At 71.9% G+C, this 19,400-nt stretch carries 16 protein-coding genes; 8 read left to right on the top strand and 8 right to left on the bottom strand.

All coding sequences use genetic code 11. From position 1 onward, the window contains the following. Nucleotides 1-327: 327 nt before the first annotated feature. A complete protein-coding gene (locus Phou_RS47730; protein ID WP_173070991.1) occupies nt 328-930 on the top strand; it encodes a TetR/AcrR family transcriptional regulator in 603 nt (200 codons plus the stop codon). Nucleotides 931-968: 38 nt separating this feature from the next. On the opposite strand, the gene tuf is transcribed toward Phou_RS47730, so the two are convergent. Beyond that, nucleotides 969-2,156, bottom strand: coding sequence for an elongation factor Tu (gene tuf, locus Phou_RS47725; RefSeq protein ID WP_173070989.1), 1,188 nt, complete (start codon nt 2,154-2,156; stop codon nt 969-971). 338 nt (nt 2,157-2,494) lie between these two features. Continuing rightward, nucleotides 2,495-4,135, bottom strand: a complete 1,641-nt coding sequence (locus Phou_RS47720; RefSeq protein WP_173070988.1) for a glycosyl hydrolase family 18 protein — start codon at nt 4,133-4,135, stop codon at nt 2,495-2,497. Nucleotides 4,136-4,596: 461 nt separating this feature from the next. On the opposite strand from Phou_RS47720, the gene Phou_RS47715 reads away from it, so the two are divergent. The 3 genes from Phou_RS47715 to Phou_RS47705 all read left to right on the top strand — a co-directional run bounded on the left by Phou_RS47715 (nt 4,597) and on the right by Phou_RS47705 (nt 8,598). After that, on the top strand, nt 4,597-6,909 hold the full coding sequence (locus tag Phou_RS47715) for a toast rack family protein (protein WP_173070986.1): 2,313 nt from the start codon (nt 4,597-4,599) through the stop codon (nt 6,907-6,909). Between the two features lie 169 nt (nt 6,910-7,078). Next, on the top strand, nt 7,079-7,966 hold the full coding sequence (locus tag Phou_RS47710) for a DUF4397 domain-containing protein (RefSeq protein ID WP_246274730.1): 888 nt from the start codon (nt 7,079-7,081) through the stop codon (nt 7,964-7,966). Continuing rightward, entirely contained in the window at nt 7,966-8,598 is a 633-nt protein-coding gene (locus Phou_RS47705; RefSeq protein ID WP_246274728.1) for a class F sortase, read from the top strand. Before Phou_RS47710 ends, Phou_RS47705 begins: the two co-directional genes overlap by 1 nt. Before the next feature lie 85 nt (nt 8,599-8,683). Here the strand turns inward: Phou_RS47705 and Phou_RS47700 are convergent, their stop codons facing one another. Then, the gene (locus tag Phou_RS47700) at nt 8,684-9,040 is read right to left on the bottom strand and encodes a DUF2203 domain-containing protein (protein ID WP_173070984.1); all 357 of its coding nucleotides are present in this window, start codon (nt 9,038-9,040) and stop codon (nt 8,684-8,686) included. 292 nt (nt 9,041-9,332) lie between these two features. On the opposite strand from Phou_RS47700, the gene Phou_RS47695 reads away from it, so the two are divergent. Then, nucleotides 9,333-9,533, top strand: a complete 201-nt coding sequence (locus Phou_RS47695) for a hypothetical protein (RefSeq protein ID WP_173070979.1) — start codon at nt 9,333-9,335, stop codon at nt 9,531-9,533. 110 nt (nt 9,534-9,643) lie between these two features. Here the strand turns inward: Phou_RS47695 and Phou_RS47690 are convergent, their stop codons facing one another. From Phou_RS47690 to Phou_RS47675, 4 genes are all read right to left on the bottom strand, one after another. Next, nucleotides 9,644-10,012 carry a hypothetical protein gene (locus Phou_RS47690; protein ID WP_173070977.1) on the bottom strand — a complete coding sequence of 123 codons (369 nt, stop codon included), beginning with the start codon at nt 10,010-10,012 and terminating at the stop codon, nt 9,644-9,646. Nucleotides 10,013-10,145: 133 nt separating this feature from the next. Then, the gene (gene proC, locus Phou_RS47685) at nt 10,146-10,964 is read right to left on the bottom strand and encodes a pyrroline-5-carboxylate reductase (RefSeq protein ID WP_173070975.1); all 819 of its coding nucleotides are present in this window, start codon (nt 10,962-10,964) and stop codon (nt 10,146-10,148) included. Between the two features lie 74 nt (nt 10,965-11,038). After that, nucleotides 11,039-12,067 carry a 6-phosphofructokinase gene (locus Phou_RS47680; RefSeq protein WP_173070973.1) on the bottom strand — a complete coding sequence of 343 codons (1,029 nt, stop codon included), beginning with the start codon at nt 12,065-12,067 and terminating at the stop codon, nt 11,039-11,041. A 219-nt stretch (nt 12,068-12,286) separates the two neighbouring features. Continuing rightward, the gene (locus tag Phou_RS47675) at nt 12,287-12,778 is read right to left on the bottom strand and encodes a polyadenylate-specific 3'-exoribonuclease AS (protein WP_173070970.1); all 492 of its coding nucleotides are present in this window, start codon (nt 12,776-12,778) and stop codon (nt 12,287-12,289) included. A gap of 371 nt (nt 12,779-13,149) precedes the next feature. Between Phou_RS47675 and Phou_RS47670 the strand changes: the two genes are divergently transcribed. Both Phou_RS47670 and Phou_RS47665 read left to right on the top strand, forming a co-directional pair. Beyond that, on the top strand, nt 13,150-13,842 hold the full coding sequence (locus Phou_RS47670; RefSeq protein ID WP_173070968.1) for a Crp/Fnr family transcriptional regulator: 693 nt from the start codon (nt 13,150-13,152) through the stop codon (nt 13,840-13,842). A gap of 111 nt (nt 13,843-13,953) precedes the next feature. After that, nucleotides 13,954-17,409, top strand: coding sequence for an ATP-binding protein (locus tag Phou_RS47665; RefSeq protein WP_246274726.1), 3,456 nt, complete (start codon nt 13,954-13,956; stop codon nt 17,407-17,409). Between the two features lie 165 nt (nt 17,410-17,574). Here the strand turns inward: Phou_RS47665 and Phou_RS47660 are convergent, their stop codons facing one another. Continuing rightward, nucleotides 17,575-18,312, bottom strand: coding sequence for a lysophospholipid acyltransferase family protein (locus tag Phou_RS47660; RefSeq protein WP_173070966.1), 738 nt, complete (start codon nt 18,310-18,312; stop codon nt 17,575-17,577). A 215-nt stretch (nt 18,313-18,527) separates the two neighbouring features. Between Phou_RS47660 and Phou_RS47655 the strand changes: the two genes are divergently transcribed. Then, nucleotides 18,528-19,307, top strand: a complete 780-nt coding sequence (locus tag Phou_RS47655) for a DUF308 domain-containing protein (protein ID WP_173070964.1) — start codon at nt 18,528-18,530, stop codon at nt 19,305-19,307. The last annotated feature ends 93 nt before the right edge of the window (nt 19,308-19,400 follow it).

Raw genomic sequence — 19,400 nt, 5'->3', positions numbered from 1 at the left:
CCGTCTCACCGGCCAGGTAGGGCGTACCCCGGATGGCGCCCGCCGGCAATCCAGGAGAGAAGCCCTAAGTCACCCCCCGCGGGCGACCACGCCTACGATCGGCCCATTCGGGCCTTAGCGGCATCCTCTGCACAGCTACCTCATGCGAACCGATAGTGCCACGGGGTAACGACCACGGCCGATCTTGAACTGCGCGGCTCGGATGATCGGCGGGTGCCCCCTCCCCCTACCGGCGACCAGCCCGATCGCGAATTCGATTTCGTTCCGGAATGACAGCGACTAATGCTGCGGAAATAGCGCAGGCATTCATGAGTTACTGTGTGCGCTGTGACGAGACGTGCCGCGGAAGTCCGCCTTGATGCTCTGCTGAGCACCGCCTGCGACGTGATCGTGGAGCGCGGACTGGCAAACACCCGCACCTCCGACGTGGCCACCGCCGCGGGAGTCAGCCAAGCGCTGGTCTTCTACCATTTCGCCACAAAGGAAAATTTGCTCGCGCAAGCATTCGCGTACGCCGCGGAGCAGGATCTGGGGCGGCTGCACACGGTCGTCCAGTCCACCGCGACCCCGCTGGAAAAGCTCAAAAAGATCCTCCGGCTGTACGCGCCGCAGGGCCGTTCCAAGTCGTGGGCCATGTGGATTGACGGCTGGTCGGAGTCGCTGCGCACACCCGAGCTGGAAAAGGTTTCCCGGCGGTTGGATCTGCGGTGGAAGGAGGCGCTCACCGAAGTGATCTCGGAGGGCGTCGACGCGGGCCTGTTCAAGTGCGACGACCCGACCGGCGCCGCGTGGCGGATCCTGGCACTCATCGACGGGCTCGCGGTGCAGGTCTCGGTGCACGATCGGGTGATCAGCCGCCGCCAGCTCAGCGAGTGGATCCGCCACACCACCGCCCGCGAGGTGGGCGTGGAGGCGGTCCAGCTCGCGTAGGAGAGCGCGGCCCACGTTCGTGAGCCGCGCTCCCGTGTTCAGTCGAGCAGTTCGGTGACCGAGCCGGCCGCGACCGTCCGGCCGCCCTCGCGCACCGCGAAGCCGAGCCCGACCTCCATCGCGATCGGCGCGCCGAGCTGGACCGTCAGGTCGACGGTGTCGCCGGGCATGACCATCGTGACCTCGCCCAGGTCGACCGTGCCCGGCACGTCCGTGGTGCGGAAGTAGAACTGCGGCCGGTAGTTGCCGAAGAAGGGCGTGTGCCGGCCACCTTCGGCGGTCGTCATCGCGTACACGCGGGCCCGGAAGCGGGTGTGCGTCCGGATCGAACCGGGCGCCACGACCACCTGGCCGCGCCGCACCTGGTCGCGCTTGACGCCGCGCAGCAGCACGGCCGCGTTGTCGCCCGCCTCGGCCCGCTCCAGCGACTTGCCGAACGTCTCCAGGCCGGTGGCCACAGTGGACGTCACCGGCACGAAGCCGACGACCTCCACCGCCTCGCCGACGCGCAGCGCGCCGCGCTCCACGGCGCCGGTGACGACCGTGCCGCGGCCGGAGATCGTGAGCACGTTCTCGATGGGCATCAGGAACGGCTCGTCGAGCACCCGCGGCGGCACCGGCACGTACCGGTCGACCGCGTCGAGCAGGTTCACGATGGACTGCGTCCAGGCCGGGTCACCCTCCAGCGCGCGGAGGGCGGAGACCCGCACCACGGGTACCTCGTCGCCGGGGAACCCGTACTCGGACAGCAGCTCACGCACTTCCAGCTCGACAAGGTCGAGCAGTTCGGTGTCCTCGACCGCGTCCGCCTTGTTCATCGCCACCACCAGGTACGGCACGCCGACCCGCCGCGCGAGCAGCACGTGCTCGCGGGTCTGCGGCATCGCGCCGTCCTGCGCCGAGACGACGAGGATCGCCGCGTCCACCTGCGCCGCCCCCGTGATCATGTTCTTCACGTAGTCGGCGTGGCCGGGCATGTCCACGTGGGCGTAGTGCCGCGTGGCCGTCTCGTACTCGACGTGCGCGATGTTGATGGTGATGCCGCGGGCGACCTCCTCCGGCGCCCGGTCGATGCCGTCGAACGACACGAACTGGTTGACGGACGGGTCCCGCTGGGCGAGGACCTTGGTGATGGCGGCCGTCAGCGTGGTCTTGCCGTGGTCGACGTGCCCCATCGTGCCGATGTTGAGGTGCGGCTTGTTCCGCACGAACTGGCTCTTGGCCATGGTGGATCAACCTCTGGTTCGGGAAGGGTTTCGGCTGGAAGGAAGAGCGGGGCACCCTCCACCCGGCGTCCGCGCGCACGGCACTGTCCGTCCGGAGTGGACGGCGTGCCCGCGGGAACGGGAGGAGGGTCAGGTATCCAGACGGACCGGCGACGCGCACGCGGCGGCCGCGGCGGGCAGGCCGATGCCTGCGGGCCGCGCGAAGCCAACCGGGGCGAACATGACGATCACGATACCCACCAACGCTGGCGGGCCCAACCATATTTCCCATAGGTAAACGCGAGGCGGGGAGCCAGTAACCTGACTCCCCGCCTCTGTGTGGGACTTGCGTATGAGGCTTATCCGAGGCCGCTGCGCATCGCGGTGATCAGCTCGCCGTTTGTCGTGTCGCCGGAGAGCTCCCAGAAGAATGCGCCGCCGAGGCCCTGGGTACGGGCGTAGTTCATCTTGCCGCCGATCGTGGCCGGCGTGTCGTAGCTCCACCACTGGTTGCCGCAGAAGGCGTAGGCGGTGCCGGCGACGGTGCCGGTGGCCGGGCAGCGGGTCTTGAGCACCTTGTAGTCCTCGTTGCCCGCCTCGTACGTGCCGGGTGCGGCTCCGGTGGCCGTGCCGCCCGGCGCGCTCTGTGTGACGCCGGTCCAGCCGCGCCCGTAGAAGCCGACGCCGAGGAGCAGCTTGCTGGCGGGTACGCCCTTGCTCTTCAGCTTCTGTATCGCCGCGTCGGCGTAGAAGCCCTGTGTCGGGATCCCGGTGTAGGACGTCAGTGGCGAGTGCGGAGCGGTCGGGCCTTGCGCGGCCCAGGTGCCGAAGTAGTCGTACGTCATCGGCATCAGCCAGTCGAGGCTGCCCACCGCGCCGGCGTAGTCGGCCGCGTCGATCTTGCCGCCCGAGGTGCCGTCCGCCGTGATGGCCGCCGTCACCAGAGCGCTGGAGCCGAAGCGGGTGCGCAGCGCCGACATCAGGTTCTTGAAGGAGTTGGGCCCGCTGGAGTCACAGGTGAGGCCGCAGGCGTTCGGGTACTCCCAGTCGATGTCGATGCCGTCGAAGACGTCCGCCCAGCGCGGGTCCTCGACCAGGTTGTAGCAGGAGTTGGCGAACGCGGTGGGGTTCTGCGCCGCCTGGCCGAAGCCACCGGACCAGGTCCAGCCGCCGAACGACCAGATCACCTTGAGGTTCGGGTACATCCGCTTGAGCTTGCGCAGCTGGCCGAAGCTGCCGCGCAGCGCGCCGGCGTCCCAGGTGTCCGCCACGCCGTCGACGCTGTTGGCCGCCGTGTACGCCATGTCGTAGTCGGCGTACGAGTCACCGATGACGCACTGGCCGTTGGTGACGTTGCCGAACGCGTAGAGGATGTGGGTCATCTTCGCGGCCGACCCGCTGGTGTGGATGTTCTTGGCGAAGTACTGGCGCTGGTAGACGCCCCACTGCGCGAAGTACCCGACGAGCTTGCGCCCGGCCGGCGGCGGCGGACCGGTGGTAGGCGGCGCCGTGGTGGGCGGTGCGGTCGTCGGAGGCGCGGTGGTGGGCGGTGCCGTGGTCGGTGGGTTGCTCGTGGGTGGGGCGGTGGTGGGGGTGGTACCGCCGCCGCAGGACGCGCCGTTGATCGTGCAGTTGGTCGGCGCGCGGTAGGCGCCGGTGCCGATGTAGCCCCAGGTCTGCGAGCCGCCCGGCGGGATGGAGCCGGCCCAGCTCTTCTTGACCGCTACGTAATGGTTGCCACTACGGGTGACGTCGGCGTCCCAGAAACTGCTGATGGTGGTGCCCGCCGGCAGGTCGAACTCGACCCGCCAGGTGGCGACGGAGGCGTCCGAGCCGTTGCTGACCGTGACTCGGACCTCGTGGCCGCTCCCCCAGTCGGAGGTGGCCGTGAACTGGGTGGTGACGCTCCCCGCGCCAAAGGCCGACGCGACGGGGACCGCGGCGACTGCCACAGCGACCACCGTGCTGGCCCACAGCGCACGCCGTAGGGATCTCCTCATCCGACGTCTCCCTAATTGTTAGGAAACTTTCCAGAAGGTTTATGCGACGTTACTCACAGCCGCGCGACGTCGTCAAGATGTGAATTTCTCGATCCGTGCCGCGGCTCAACCGCAGGCGGCTCACTTACGTACGTAGGGGTGAGCGATCGGTCCGGACGGCGGCGGCTCGGGCACGCGCTCCAGTCGAGGGGAGGACGGCCCATGACGGCCCAGCCAGGCGAACGAACCGTGTCGTGGCTGGACGAGGACGACCCCAACCGGGGCGCCAAGCCTTTCGTTCCGGTGGAGTCGGTGATCGACCTGACGCCCGCCGTCGAGGAGCCACGACCTGGCAAGAAGTCCCGGCGTGAAAAGCCGCCCAAGCCCCCGAAACCCCGAAGGCGTCCCGCGGCAAGCTGTGGCGGCGCAACAAGGCGACCCAGGAGAAGCCCCCGCGTGAAGACACACCCCCACCCAGCGACGTGACGCCGCGCGCAGGAGACTGGCCGGCGCCGGCCAGCGAAGACTGGCTCACGACCCTTCGCGGCCCGGCGCCGAGCCAGGCCGCCTCCCGCTCCGGCACGCCGGCTCCCCGCGACGCCGGACCGCCACTCCTCCGCGACGCTGGGCCGCCGCGCTCCGGCCCGCCACTCTCCCGCGACGACGGGCCGGCGCCCTCGGGCCCGCCACTCCTCCGCGACGAGGGGGCGCCGGCGCTCCTTCGCGACGACGGGCCGCCGGCGCCGGAGTGGAGCGAGGCCCCCGACGCGTCGGCGCGCAGCACCGGACCGCACCCGGCCTGGGCCGCCGCTCCGGAGGGTGTGCTGGACGACGACGGCTGGACCGCAGGCCAGCCCGCGCCGGCCGAGGTGGCCGTGGCGGCTCCGGCGGCGCGGGAAAACTGGTTCACACCCCGGGACACACCGCCCCGCGACGACTCTCCTCGCGCGGCGGACCGTCCGGAGTGGGACGACCCCGCCGCGCGCGGCGGCTGGGACGAGGCGGCGGGCCGGGACGGATCCGCGCCGCGCTGGGACGAGCCACCGCCGGAAGGCCGGGACGGGTCCGCCCGGCGCGGCGGCTGGGACGAGGCACCGGCGGCGGGTCGGGAGCGCCCGGACTGGGTCACCAGCCCGGAGCCGGCCGCGCGACCTGATTGGGTGACCAGCCCTCAGGAGCCGGACCGCCGCGACGGCTGGGACAACGGGCCCGACCAGGACGCCCGGCGCAACGGCTGGGACGGCGGCCCCGCACCGGACGGCAGCCAGGACGCCTCGGCGGCGGCGGGTGATCGCCGCGACGCCTGGGACTCGGAGGGGTCGCCGGACAACCGTCGCGGCGCCTGGGACGACGGTTCCGGGCGAAACGGGAGCCGCGGCGCCTGGGACGACAGGCCAGGGCGAGACGACGGACGCGGCGGCTGGGACCGCGGCCCCGCGCAGGACGACCGCCGCGCCGGCTGGGACGGCGACGCGACGCGGGACAGCGGACCCGGGCGAAACGACGGACGCGGCGACTGGGACAGCGGCGCCGCACGGGACGACCGCCGCGGCGGCTGGGACGGCGAGGCCATGCGGGACAGCGGGCCCGGGCGAAACGACGGACGCGGCGGCTGGGACAGCGACGCGGCACGGGACGACCGCCGCGGGGGCTGGGACAGCGGCCCGGCGCGGGACGGCGGGCCCGCGCAGGACGACCGCCGCGGTGGGTGGAACAGCGGGCCTGCGCGAGATGGCGCGGCGGACGGCGACCGGCGCGGTGGCTGGGATGACCGGTCCGAGCCGGATGGGCGGCGGGTCGGCTGGGGGCGCGACGCCGAGCAGAAGCCGCGGCCCGACTGGGTGACCAGCCCGGTCCCGGCCGCGCCGGCGGCGGCTCCTGAGGGCGGCTGGTCTGAGCTGGAGCCGCGCGACGCGCCCACGCCCGAGCCGTGGCCCGCGCCCCTCGACATCACGCCCGACGACGACCTCGACGAGCCACCGGCCAAGCGGCGGCGCGGTCCGCGGCCGAGCGGTCCGCCTACCGATGGGCGTTCCGGTGGGGGGCGCACGGGTGGCCGGCCACCCCGGCGCCGGCGCAAGCCGCTGATGGTGCTCGCGATCGGGCTGACCGCGGTGGTGGCCGCGGCCGCGGTGGTCGCCGCCGGCACCATCTACCGGCTGGTCTTCGAGCCGGAGACGCCCGGGTCGCACACGATCGCGACGGCGCTCGGCAAGCGCACCAAGGGCGAGCTCGAGCTGGCCACCGGCGCCGCGACGGTGACCGTGAGCGGCGCCGACCTCGGTGAGGACATGTTTCAGGTCAGCACGCCGGAGAGCGGCGACGCGATCCCGCTCGCGACGATCCGGGGCGACCGCACGACCGTGACGCTGGCGTCGAACCGCGGCGAGGAGGCAAGCGCGGTCGACATCCGGCTCAACTCGCGGGTGCCGTGGCGGCTGGTGTTCACCGGCGGGGCGAAGACGCAGACCGTGGACTTCAGCAAGGGCCGGCTCGCGAGCCTGGAGATGGCCGGCGGCGCCACCCGACTGGAGCTGACCCTGCCGAAGCCGGCCGGCACCGTGCCGATCCGGCTCCGCGGCGGGCTTCAGGAGCTGCTCGTGCACGCGCCGCAGGGGGTACCGACGCGGGTCAAGGTCACCAAGGGTGCCACCAACGTCACGCTGGACCGGCTCAACCGCACCAAGGTGGCGCCCGACACCACGTTCACACCGAATGGCTGGGCGCAGGCCAAGACGCGGTACGACATCGACGCCGCGGAAGGCATCGGGACGGTGAAACTGGACCGCCGCTGAGCCGATGTACGAGGTTCCGCCCCGAGTGACTGGTTTCGTGCGCACGGATGACAAATTGATGACAGAAGAGGCTCTTGCCATCTGTTAGGGCGTCGCGAATCCTTTCCCACGAGTCGCGCTGTCGAGGGGGCTACGCCGGCGCGGGAAGTCACCACATTGGGGAGGGGCCGTGACTTCACCACTCCGTGCTCTTAAACGCGCCGCTGTTCTCGCCGGTGCCCTGCTGCTCGGCACCGGTGCCGGCCTCGCCGCCGCCGCACCTGCGGGCGCGGCGAGCGTCGGTTACGTGCGGCTGGCGCATCTGTCGCCGGACACTCCCGAGGTCGACGTGTACCTCGACGACTTGTCCGGGCCCGCCGAGACCCAGGTGTTCAAGGCGGTGGGCTATGGCGTGATGTCGGCGTACCTGCCGCTGCCGGCCGGCCGCTACGCGGTGTCGATGCGCCAGAAGGGCGCCGCCGCCTCGACGCCGCCGGTGCTCACGACCGACGTGACCGTGACGACCGGGCAGGCGTACACGGTGGCGGGCGTCGGCCGCTACGCCGACCTGGGCCTGCGCATCCTCGAAGACGACATCAGCGCGCCGGCCGAGGGCAAGTCGAAGGTGCGGGTCGTGCAGGCGTCGGTGCGCGCGCCGGTGCTCGACATCGGCAGCGCCTCCGGCACCACGATCGCCAACGGCGTGCAGTTCGCGACCACCACCGACTACCGCGAGGTCAACCCGGGCGACTGGCAGGTACGCCTCCAGCCCACCGGCGGCGACGCCACGGTCGCCAAGTGCACGATGGCCGAGGGCGGCGTGTACTCGCTGATCGTGCTCGACGCCAAGTCCGGCGGCCTGACCACCGAACTGCGCGAGGACGCCAAGGGTGGCGTCGTGGTGCCCGCGGGCGGTGTGGACACCGGCGCCGGCGGCTCGGCGGGTGGCCCGGTGGCGTACCCGTTGATGTTCACGGGCCTGGTGGGCGTGCTGGTCGCCGCCTGCGCGGCGGTCGGCCTGCTCGCCCTGCGGCGCCGCGCCGCCCTTGCCCGCGAAGGGTCCGGACCGCGGGTCTAGTGCGCGCGTACGTCCTGGTCACCGCGGCCGCCATCGGGCTCGCGGCGGCGATCGTCGGCGCGGCCACCATCCCACACCGGATGGCGGCCGCGCCCTCGTGGCTGGCGCCGGTGCCGTCGCCCGCGCCGGTCGCGGCCACGACCGCGGCGAAGCCCCGGCCGCAGGGTCCGCCCACCCGGGTGCGCCTGCCCCGCATCGGCGTCGACTCGCCGCTGGTCAGGCTCGGGCTGGACAAGGCCGGCAAGCTCGAGGCCCCCACGGTGTACGACAAGGCCGGCTGGTACAGCGGCGGCCCCTCGCCGGGCGACATCGGCCCGGCCGTGCTCGCCGGCCACGTCGACTCCAAGGCCGGCCCCGCGGTCTTCTACCGGCTGCACGAGCTGAAGGCCGGCGACAAGATCGAGGTGCAGCGGGGCAGGGACACGGTGACGTTCACGGTGACCGGCGTGACCCGGCACCCGAAGGACAGGTTTCCCACCGCCGCCGTCTACGGCCCGACGCCCGGCCCGGAGCTGCGGCTGGTCACCTGCGGCGGCGTCTTCGACCGGGTCCGCAACTCGTACCGCGACAACATCGTGGTGTTCGCGGTGACGCAGCCGACCGATGTCATCCCCAAGTCCGCGGTGGGCTAGCGCGGTTGACCACTGTGGTTCGCCGGGTTCCCCGGCGAACCAAGCCCTGCCGGGCGAGAGTTAGTGGCCACCGCACCAGCGTGGCCTAAGCGTTGAGCTTGCGGCGGCCGGCGAAGCCGCACTCCAGGCGGTGGTACCACCCGATGTCGCGGTCGCCCTCCAGCCAGCACCACAGCACCGGCCGGCCCTCGCGCTCGCCGGCGAAGTCGAGGAGCACAGGCGCGTAGCCCTTGACTTGGATGTCGTGCTCGCCAAGCTCGTCGAGGATGCCGTAGATGCGCGCTTCTAGGCCCTTGACCTCGGGTAACCCACCGTGAGGGCTGGTGCCGCCGTCGGCTAGATCGGCGTGCAGCTCGGCGAGGTCGGCGCGGAGCACGATCAGCTCGTCGATGCGCGGGCGGAGGGTGGCGAGCAGGTGACGGGCCTGGGCCAGAGTGAACACGTCCGACAGTATGGGGCATTCGTTATTCAGACATGTTGCTGCCCGATTTGTCGGGATACCGACTACACAAGGTAATCGATGATGTAGACCTCGACGGCGTGGTCGTACGCGGCCTGCGAGGCAGCTTCCACCGCTGTTCGACCGAGTCGGGCCTGCTCAGCGTCGGCGTCTACAGCTACGGGGGCGCCGAGCTGATGATGGCCTGGGGCTACGTGGGCGAGGAGCACTGCCGCTACAACGCGTTACGCCAGACCGACGGAACATGGGCGCCGCCGCGCCAGGGCTGCCCCCGGTGTCCAGGGTGCACGACGGCGGGCGGGTCACCGCCCTCACGCTCGGCGAGCACATCCTGCCCACCGAACCGATGACCGGCCCGCCGTCGGGTGAGGCGCGCGCTCCGGGTCCGGATGCTGTCCTGCCAGCGGTCGGCGGGCTGGGAGGACTCGGACCTTGGCCGCCGCCGGCCGCATACGCGGCCGACAGCGGGTCCTGATCGGGGCGCTGCCCGGGTCCCTGTTGAGTTTGTGCACTTCTTCAAGTCCTGGGCGCCCGCCTGCTGCGGGGGAAGAGCGGGCGCCCTCTCGCGCTCGGGCCGAGCGCGGGCTAGTGGTGTGCGCGCGCCGGTCGCACCCCGGCGGGCGCGGTCCGGCGGACGTACAGCAGGGATGCCGCGGTCAGGCCGAGCCCGGTCACGAACGCGACGGCGTGCACGAGCGGGTGCACGATGGGCACGAACGCGATGATCGCCACCGGCACTTGGACGACTGCCACGAGGGCCATCAGCAGGCCCCGCCTTCGGCCGCCCCAGAGGTACGCCGTCCAGACGGGCGCCGTCACCACGGCCAGCACGAGCACGTCGAGCACGGTGTGCAGGACCGGGTTGTGGACCTTGTCGTGGGCGAACGCCGAGGCCGGTGAGGACACCCAGAGGGCCGCCGCCACACCACCGAGGATCACCGCGAGACGTCGCATGGCCGTACCTCCCTGAGTGCCGCTATCACTACTCCCTGTCATGACACTAGGAGTGCTGGGAGCGGGCGGGAAGGGATGAACGCGTGAGTGAATCAGGAGCACCCGAGAGTGGCAGGCGCTCCTGATCTTCGCGTCAGGCGCTCTGCTGCGCGATCTCGCGGGCCCGGTCGCGAGCCGCCTCCAGCGCGCCGAGAAGGGCCGCCCGGACCCCGTGGTTTTCCAGCTCGCGGATCGCGGAAATCGTTGTACCAGCAGGTGAAGTCACTGCTTCGCGGAGCTTTACGGGATGCTCGCCGGAGTCGCGGAGCATGACCGCGGAACCGATCGCGGTCTGCACGATCAGCTCGTGCGCGACCTGGCGCGGCAGCCCCAGGAGGATGCCTGCGTCGATCATGGCTTCGACGAGCAGGTAGAAGTAGGCCGGGCCGGAGCCGGACAGCGCGGTGACCGCGTCCTGCTGCGACTCGGGGACACGGAGCGTGGCGCCGAGCGGCTTGAACATCTCCTCCGCCAGCGCCAGGTGCGCCGCCGTCGCGTGCGGACCCGCCGAGATCGCGGTCATCGCCTCGTCCACAAGCGCGGGCGTGTTGGTCATGACCCGCACGACCGGCGTGCCCTCGGGCAGCCGCCGACCGAAAAAGCCGGTCGGCAGGCCGGCGCAGAGCGAGATCACCAGCTTGTCGGCCGGAACCTTGGCGCCGATCTCGTCCAGCAGCGCGCCCGCGTCCTGCGGCTTGACCGCGATCGCCAGCACCTCGGCCTCGGCGACGGCGGTGAGGTTGTCGACCATGCGTACGCCGTACCGCTCGGCGAGCTCCTCGGCCCGCGCGGGGCGGCGGGTGGTCGCGATCAGCTTGTCGGTCGGCCAGCCCGCGCGCAGCAGGCCCGAGAGCATCAGCTCACCGATCTTGCCCGCGCCGATCACCGCGACCGTGTGTACTCCGGCTGCCATGGGCTCATCCTCCCCCTCGCGCAACCGAGCCGGCGCGCCGCCCTCGGGGCGACGCGCCGGCTGGACGCGGGCTCTCAGCTGCCGAAGAAGACCTCGGCCTCGGTGTACCGCTCGATCGGCACGGTCTTGAGCTCGCCGGTGCCGTCCTTGAGCGGCACCCGCACGATGTCGGTGCCGCGCAGGGCCATCATCTTGCCGAAGTCGCCCTCGTTCACCGCGTCGATGGCCTGCAGGCCGAAGCGGGTCGAGAGCACCCGGTCGAAGGCCGTGGGCGTGCCGCCGCGCTGGATGTGGCCGAGCACGACGGTGCGGGCCTCCTTGCCGGTCTTCGCCTCGAGCTGCTCCGCCAGCCACTGGCCGATGCCGCCCAGCCGCACGTGGCCGAACGAGTCGAGCTCCTGGTTGTGCAGCACCATCTGGCCGTCGAGCGGCTGGGCGCCCTCGGCGACGACCACGATCGGCGCGTACTGGTGCTGGAAGCGCTTCTCCACGTACTGGGCGACCTGGTCGACGTCGAACTGCCGCTCGGGCAGCAGGATCACGTTGGCGCCGCCGGCGATGCCCGCGTGCAGCGCGATCCAGCCGGCGTGGCGGCCCATGACCTCGACGACCAGCGTGCGGTGGTGGCTCTCCGCCGTGGTGTGCAGGCGGTCGATCGCCTCCATCGCGATGTTGACCGCGGTGTCGAAGCCGAACGTGTAGTCGGTCGCGTTGAGGTCGTTGTCGATGGTCTTCGGCACGCCGACGACCTTGACGCCCAGCTCGTCGAGCTTGGTGGCGACGCCGAGCGTGTCCTCGCCACCGATGGCGACGAGCGCGTCGACGCCGAGGCTGGCGAGGTTTTCCTTGATCTTCTCCACGCCACCGTCGATCTTGAACGGGTTGGTGCGGGAGGAGCCGAGGATGGTGCCGCCGCGCGGGAGGATGCCCCGCACCTCCGCGATACCCAGCGGCTTGGTCAGGCCCTCCAGGGGACCCCGCCAGCCATCCCGGAAGCCCACGAACTCGTGCCCGTAGGTGGCTACGCCCTTGCGCACCACAGCTCGGATCACCGCGTTCAGACCTGGGCAGTCACCGCCGCCGGTGAGCACGCCGATACGCATGATGTCCTCAATCCTCCTGGAAATGTGAATGAGAAATGGCCCGTCGGCGTCGTTGCCGGGCCCGGGGCTGTGCTCGCTGGCTCGCTCCGCTCGCCTCCGCCCGGTGCCGGCTCCGCCCGCCCTCGTCGCTGTGCTCCTCGGGCAGTATGTCGCCGACCCCGCGGCGGGGCCGTCAAAACCGCACTGTAGTCGCCCTGTCTGAACCCAAGATGGCCGGGTTCAGCCCATTGCCCGCCACCGCGCCAGGTTGTGGCGGGCGTCCACCAGCGCGTCGTGGCGGTCGGCTTCGGCATTCGGCAACGGAGGGCGACCGCGGTCGTCCCACCGCTGCCGAAGATCCTTCGTAAACCGGGGTATCTCGCGTGGCAGCGCCGGCATTGCGCCCCAGAGCTGGGCGAGCGCGACGTGGTCGTACGCCGCGTACCACGCCCACAGCTCCATCCGCTCGTGCTGGCGGCCACGAATCGGCTCCATCAGAAACTCGAAGAGCTCGTCCCGGATCCGTTCGCGGGAGCGCCACGCGGGGTCACTCGGCGAAGGGAGGCGGTCGAGCACGTTGCGCCGTACCCACGGGACGGCCCGGCTGTCGTCAAATTCCGTGGAAACGGCGTAAAACTCACGCCCGAACTCGTCGACGACACCGATCGAGACGAGGTCGACCAGCCGGCCGTCCTCGATGAACTCGCAGTCGTAAAAATAGCGGTACACCATCGGTGGACCATCATGCCCTGTACCCCGAACGAGTACGCAGCGGCCAATGGTTCACCCGTCTACAGCGACGAGCCGACCGGGTAATTGCAGGCCCCCTCGCTTTTACCCGGCCAGCCCCTCATCCCCGCCGCCGAACCCGCCGTGGCCCCCGTAAGTTCCCCCACCTGCGACGGATCTGTCTTCTAGCCTGCACGTATGCTGAGACTCTGACTGTCACCGATGTGATCGCAGGGGTGTACAGCACGCGACACGCGGGACAGCATCGGTGTTGACAGCTCCGCCACTGGCGGTGATTGTTGTGTGTTCGACCTGTTTCTGCCGCGATGGCTGGCGAAACGGGAATGTGGTCCTTACCGGGGAGGGGTTGGACCGTGGAAGGTCGCCTGCCGGATCCTGGCGACGCACTGACGGGCGTCGAGATGTTCGCTGGTCTCGAGCCCGAGGCGCGACAGCGTGTCATCAACGCGGCCGTGCCGCGTACCTACCGGAAAGGTCAACTCCTGTTCGTGGAGAGTGACCCCGGCGATTCGCTGATCGTGCTGAAACGCGGCGCCGTCGCGGTTTTCCGCACATCCCCGACCGGCGAGCGCGCCGTGCTGTCCGTCGTGCGCCCACCCGACGTGCTCGGCGAAGTGTCCCTTCTGGACGCCTCCACCCGATCCGCCTCCGCCGAAGCCATCGAGGACTGCACCGCGCTGGCGCTGTCCCGGCCCGCCTTCATGGAGCTGGTGCACAACAATCCGCGCATCCTCGACGCCGTCATGCGGTCGCTGGGCGCGCTGATCCGCCGGCTCACCGAGCAGAATGCGGACCACGTCTTCCTCGACCTGCCCGGCCGGGTCGCCAAGACGCTCGTCCGCCTTGCGGGTGAAAGCCAGGCCCCGATGATCACCATCGAGCTCAACCAGAGCCAGCTCGCGGAGATGGCCGGCGGCTCGCGGCAGAGCGTCAACCAGGCAATCGGCTCGTTCGCCAGCCGTGGCTGGCTGCGCACCGAGGGACGCCGGATCGTGGTCACCGACGTGGCGGCCCTGCGCCGCCGTGCGGGCATGGCCGACCGCTGACCGTTGGCCGGGTGATTCGGCCGACTGCCCGCTTCCGGGCTTGGCGGGGCACGGCGATACTCGGTTTGGTACGGGACCCACGCCCTACGTCACAGGAGGGCCCCTACCTTCTTGGAGGACGGCATCACCGCCCCATGCCCCCGGTGCGCCCGGACGGCCGCCGCCGCTGACCGCTTCTGCGCGGGGTGCGGCGCGGAGCTGAGCGCGGCCTGTGCGCGGTGTGGGCGGCAGCTCGCGGCGGGCGCGGCCTACTGCACGGGGTGCGGAGCGGCCGTCGGCACGGTGCAGGCCACGGTGCCGCAGGAGGACCGGCGGCGGATCAGCGTGCTGTTCGTCGACCTGATCGACTTCACGCCGTACGTGGAGAGCAGCGACCCCGAGCTCGTCCGCGGCATGCAGACCGGCTTCTTCTCGGCCGCCCGGCGCGTCGTCGGGCAGTACGGCGGGGTGGTCGAGAAGTACATCGGCGACGCCGTGATGGCCCTCTTCGGCGCGCCGGTGGCCACCGAGAGCGACCCGTTGCGGTGCGTGCGGGCCGGGCTCGAGCTGCAGCGGGTGCTCGCCGGGTTCGCGGGCGACCTGCGCTTCCGGGTGGGCGTGGCGACCGGTGAGGCGCTCGTCGACGTGGCCGCCGCCCGCGACGGTGGGCAGGCGATCGTGGCCGGCGACGTCGTCAACACCGCCTCCCGGATGCAGTCCGTGGCACCGCCCGGCGGGGTGCTGGTGTGCGGCACGACGTACGCGCTGACCCGCGACGCGATCAGGTTCGCCGCCCGGCCGGCGGTCACCCTGCGCGGCCGCTCGGCACCGACGGAGGTGTGGCTGGCCGAGGCTCCGCTGCGCGCGGCACGCGCCGACCGCGCGGCGGACGCGACGCCCATGATCGGCCGCGAGCACGAGCTGCGCCTGCTCGACAACGCGCTGCGCCGCGCGCTCCAGGACCGCGCGCCCCAGCTGGTCACCCTCTTCGGTCACGCGGGCATCGGGAAATCCCGGCTGGTACGCGAGCTGCACGCCCTCGCCACCCCGGCCGCCTCCGCCGCCGGCGGCGAGGCAGGCGTCTGCTGGCTCGTGGGCAACTGCCCGCCGTTCGGCGACGACGTCGCGTTCGCCGCGCTGGCCGACATCGTCAAGGCCGAGTGCGGCATCCTCGACACCGACACGGCGCCCGCCGCCGCGCAGCGCCTGTCCAGCGCCGTCGCCGACCTCGTGCCGGCCGCCGAGGCCACGCGGCTTGTCGACGCGCTCCGCCCGCTGGTCGGGCTGGACGGCAACCGCATGCCGGCGGAGGAGGCGGAGTCGGCGTGGCGGCGCTTCCTCGTCGCGCTCGCCGCGCGCCGCCCCACCGTGCTCGTCTTCGAGGACCTGCACTGGGCCGGCGAAAACATGCTGCGCTTCCTGGAGCTGCTCGCGGCCTCGGCCCGCGACGTGCCGCTGATGGTCCTCTGCACCGCCCGCCCCGAGCTCGTCGACCAGGCGCCCGGCTGGGCTGGCACGAGTTCGCTCGCGATCACGCTCCCGCCGCTGCCCGACCACGGGATCGCCGCCCTCTACAGCCACCTGTTCGGGCGCGGCCCGGTCGCCGCCGACATGCTCGGCCCGCTGGTCGAGGTCGCCGACGGCAACCCGCTCTACGCACACGAGTACGTGCGGATGCTGATCGAGCAGGGCGCCCTGCGCCAGTCCGGGCGCGGCTGGTCACTCGACGCCGGGCGCGAGCTGCCCATGCCGGACAGCGTCCATGGCGTGATCGCCAACCGCATCGACCTGCTCGACAGCGACGACCGGCAGGTGCTGCTCGCCGCCTCGGTGGTCGGCACGTCGCTCTGGCCCGGCGCGGTGGCCGCCGCGCTCAGCCGCCCCGTCGAGTGGGTCGAGCGCTGCCTGCGCCGCCTTGAGCAGCGCGACTTCGTCCACGAGCGGACCCAGTCCACGATCGCCGGCCAGGCCGAGTACCGCTTCCGCCACGTGCTCGTGCGCGACGTCTGCTACCGGCGGCTCCCCCGCACCGAGCGGGTCGCCCGCCACGAACGCACCGCCGCGTGGCTGGACGCTCTGTCCCGTACCCGGGACACGGATCTCGCGGAGGTCCTGGCCCACCACCGGTGGGCCGCCCACGAGGTCGCCCACTCCCTCGGTGTGCGGGCCGAACGCTACGCGCTCGCCGCCCGCGAAGCGCTGCACCGCGCGGCCCGGCGCGCGTACGCCCTGCACGCCCTCGACGCGGCCGCCGCCCACGCCGAGCGCGCCCTCGCGCTGCCCGGCATCCCCGGGCTCGACCTCGAGCTGCTGGCGGCGGAGATCTCGTTCCACCGGCAGGGCTCACTCGACGTGCCGTCGCTGACCTCGCTGGCCGACCGCCTCTTCACCGGCGGCGACCACGCCGGTGCCGCGCGGGCCTGGACGCTGCTCGGCCAGGCGGCCTGGGTGCGCGCCGACCGCACCGCCGCGCTGGCCAGCCTCGACCGGGCCGTCGAGCTCTTCGACGCGCTTCCCGACAGCGCGCAGAAGGCCGACGCGTACGCCGAGCTGGGCCGCCTCCACATGCTCAACTACGAGCGCGAGCCGGCCATCCAGGCCGCCACGGCAGCGGCCGAGATGGCCGAGCGGCTCGGCGCGGTCGAGGTGATCGCCAACGCCCGCATCACGGTGGCCGCCGCCCGCTACCAGGCCGGCGACCGGGCCGGCCTTGACGAGCTGCGCGAGGTCACGAGGTTCTGCCGCGAGCGCCACCTGCTCGCCCTCCCCCGCGCCGTGCAAAACCTCGCGTGGGCGGTGCGCGAGGAGGGCGACTGGGTCGGCTCCGACACGCTGCTCGCCGGCGGGACCGATCCCGGCGTGCTCGCGACCGGGTACTCCGGCGATGCGATGCGCGCCTACTTCGCCGGCGACTTCCCCGCCCTGCTCGCCGCCGCCGACGCCTTCCTGCACACGCCGACCGGCAGGTGGGATATGCAGGTCCGCGGCGTCCGCTCGGTCCTGCGCCTGCTCCGCGGCGAGGCGCACCCCGACGACGTGGACGAGGCGGTCGACACCGCCCGCGGCAGCGGCTTCCACCGGCCGCACTGGACCGCGCTCGGCCTGGGCGCCTTCTGCCGCGCCCTGGCCGGACGGGCCCGCGAGGCGGCGGCACTGCTGGACGAGCTCGTGGCCGCGTGGCGCCCGGTGCCCGCGCTGGCCAGCGGCGAGTGGGTGGCGGCCGCGGCCTACGCGGCGGCGCTGACCGGCCCGGACGCCGCCGCACTGCTTCGGTCGGCGCTCGGCGAGGTCGGGCACCGCACCCCGTGGGCCGAGGCCGCGCTGCACACGGTCTCCGCCCCGTCGAGGCCCGCGGCCGGGTTCCTCGCCGCCGCGGAGATCTACGGCGGCATCCCGGACGCGACCGACCGGGTGCTGGCGCTGGCCCTCGCGGCCGGCGAGCTGCGCCGGGCCGGCGACCACCCGGCCGCGGACGCGGTGTCACAGGAGGTGCGGGCGTTCGCCCACCGCAACCAGGCGCCGGGCCTGCTGCGCCTGGCCCACGGCGCCTCGCCCGACAGCAACTACACGCCGATCCTCGCCTCCTGAGCACGACAACCCCGAAGATCGAATTCGAGACAGCGAGCTACCGCGATGTCCGCGGTGGTCCGGACCGTTGCTCCCGCGGCCTTACCCTCCGCGTGGGGCAAGCTCCCAGGTCCGCCTCAGCGCCGGCCCCGACCGCGGGGCGCCGGCTGGTGTGGGGCGGCGGGGTCAGGCGGCAACCGGGGCGGGCGGGGGCTCCGCGCCGGTGTCTGTGGGGGCGACGGCGGCCTTGGCCTGCTGGGTCTTGACCTTTTGGGCGTAGATGTCCACGTACTCGCGGCCGGACAGCTCCATCAGCTCGTACATGATCTCGTCGGTGATGGCCCGCTCGACGAAGCGGTCACCCGCCATACCCGCGTAGCGGCTGAAGTCGAGCGGCTGGCCGAAGCGAATCTTCACGCGCTGGATCTTGGGGATGATCTTGCCGGGAGGCTGGATCTCGTCGGCGTTCAGCATCACGACCGGGATGACCGGGGCGCCGCTCTCCAGCGCCAGACGCGCCACGCCGGTCTTGCCGCGGTACAGCCGGCCGTCCGGCGAGCGGGTGCCCTCCGGGTAGATGCCGGCCAGGTTGCCCTCGCGCAGCACGCGCAGCTGGGTGTCCAGCGCGGCCTGTGCCGCGCGGCCGCCGGAGCGGTCGACCGGGATCGTGCCGGTGCCGACGAAGAACATCTTCACCAGCCAACCCTTGATCCCCTTGCCGGTGAAATACTCAGCTTTGGCGACAAAGGTGACTTTCCGCTTGACCATCAGCGGCATGAAGATCGAGTCGGAGAACGACAGGTGGTTGCTGGCGATGATGGCCGGCCCGTCGTCGGGCACGTTGTCCCGACCCTCTACCTGCGGCCGCCAGATCAACCTGAGCCATGGCCCCAGCAGGATGTACTTGAGCAACCAGTACAGCACAGGCGTCCTTCCCGCAGAGCTCCGCGCACGGAACCGTATCCTTCCACGCACGAACCCGTCCGGGATGAGCCTACGAAGCGGGTACGCCGCGCCACAACGCACTCCCGCAACCAGTCCTCGCCGTGTCACGATTCAGTGCACGGCTCGCACGGTCGAGTGGGGCCGTCCAAGCCAGGCCGACCCGGCGCCACGAGCGCCAGCGAGGAGTGTGTGCGGTGTCAGCGGGTGGCGCCCGGCGGGGGCGGCGGGACAACGGGCTCGACGCGACCGAGTACGCCGTGGCCGGCGACGTCGACCCCCGGGTCGGCGAGCACCTCCTCGACGTGCTGGCGGCCGGCGGCATCGCGGCTTACCTCCAGCCCTCCGCCGACCTCAACCCGGTCACCCGCACGACCACGATCCCGCCCAGACCGACCGACCGGCTGTACGTGGACCGTGCCCACCTCGACGTCGCCCGCGACCACCTGGCCAAGCTGGCCGAGTCGCCGCAGCCCGAGCCGCGCGAGGTGAATGTCGACGTCGAGGCGGAGTGGCAGCGCATCGTGGCCGGCTTCCACAGCGACCTGGGCGACCGCACGCCCCCTTGGCCGACCGCCGAGGAGGCGGCTCCGGCGCACAAGGCCGACACGAGCGAGCCGCTCACCGACGCCACCCGCGTGAGCGGCGTGACGCTCGGCAGCCGCCACGAGGAGCCGTCCCTTCTGGACGGTCTGGACACCTTCGGCGCGGACCTCCCCGGCGATGACGACGACGAGGGGTACACGCCGCCACCGCCGCCGCCCTTCCCCCGGATCTCGAAGTACGCGGTGCTCGGCATCCTCGCGATCATCGGCGGCTTCGTGCTTTTCCTCTTCCCGGAGCTTCTGCCCGCCGACCGCGGGATCACCACGCTGCTCGGGTTCACCGCGATCCTGGCGGGCTTCGTCACGCTGGTCTGGCGCCTCCGATCCGGCGATGACGAGGACGAAGACCCCGACGACGGCGCCGTCGTCTGAAAAACCTTGCGTCGCACAAGCCCTTAGACAGAGAAATTCATCTACCGCTGTCTCCGTTACGTAACGCTTGTGTAACTTGGCGTCAGTAGGAAT

The organism is Phytohabitans houttuyneae, from assembly GCF_011764425.1.
Classification (GTDB): domain Bacteria; phylum Actinomycetota; class Actinomycetes; order Mycobacteriales; family Micromonosporaceae; genus Phytohabitans; species Phytohabitans houttuyneae.
This window is presented reverse-complemented; position numbering and strand designations above follow the sequence as displayed.

Excerpts from the sequence above, each read along its gene's own strand:
- tuf (WP_173070989.1), bottom strand. The coding sequence starts at position 2,156 with ATGGCCAAGAGCCAGTTCGTGCGGAACAAGCCGCACCTCAACATCGGC.
- Phou_RS47690 (WP_173070977.1), bottom strand. The coding sequence starts at position 10,012 with ATGCGACGTCTCGCGGTGATCCTCGGTGGTGTGGCGGCGGCCCTCTGG.
- Phou_RS47680 (WP_173070973.1), bottom strand. The coding sequence starts at position 12,067 with ATGCGTATCGGCGTGCTCACCGGCGGCGGTGACTGCCCAGGTCTGAAC.
- Phou_RS47675 (WP_173070970.1), bottom strand. The coding sequence starts at position 12,778 with ATGGTGTACCGCTATTTTTACGACTGCGAGTTCATCGAGGACGGCCGG.
- Phou_RS47720 (WP_173070988.1), bottom strand. The coding sequence starts at position 4,135 with ATGAGGAGATCCCTACGGCGTGCGCTGTGGGCCAGCACGGTGGTCGCT.
- proC (WP_173070975.1), bottom strand. The coding sequence starts at position 10,964 with ATGGCAGCCGGAGTACACACGGTCGCGGTGATCGGCGCGGGCAAGATC.